Raw genomic sequence first — 521 nt, 5'->3', positions numbered from 1 at the left:
AGCTTAGGGTAGTAGTCGGTGTCACGGTTGAGCAGTAACAGGCAGGCCTGGGCCGCGATGGTCACCCGGATCTCATCATCAATCTCTATTCCCTGGCAGCCGATGAAGGTTTTTTCGGCAATGAAGATCTGAATGTGGCGTTTTAGCTGTAATTGTAAGTCGCTCGGCAGGGCTCGAAAATAGGGCATGCGGCGCTTGAGTATGGCGCGCCAGCTTGCGGGAAAGGGACGTTTGGCGATTTGCGCGCGGCGATACCTGACATACCTAGGTTTAAACAGTATGTAACCTATGGCGACACTACTCACCAGTGCAAGAATAAAGATGGCTAGCATAAAAATCTCCCTATGATATAGCAAGATATGGTGCCGTTTGATGAAAATTCAATCTTAATAGGGAGAGAAAAAAGCTGGCAGCCCGTAAGTTCGGATAATGAAATCTGTCGCTGCCAGAAAGGTTAGGGAGACGGGGTGAAAGTGGTGACGCGCTGGATGATGATGAACCCAGCGCGTCTGGGGATGTAG

Annotated in this window: 1 protein-coding gene; it reads right to left on the bottom strand. The window is 50.1% G+C overall.

Annotated elements, in window-relative coordinates:
- Window positions 1-305 (bottom strand): zinc-dependent peptidase (locus tag F2B26_RS17820; RefSeq protein ID WP_201292835.1); only part of this gene is annotated, 305 nt, incomplete at its 3' end.
- Window positions 306-521 lie beyond the last annotated feature (216 nt).

The organism is Cellulomonas citrea, from assembly GCF_009829685.1.
GTDB classification, from domain to species: domain Bacteria; phylum Actinomycetota; class Actinomycetes; order Actinomycetales; family Cellulomonadaceae; genus Cellulomonas; species Cellulomonas citrea.
Note: the sequence above shows the minus strand (reverse complement) of the source record. Positions and strands in the feature narration are given on the sequence as shown.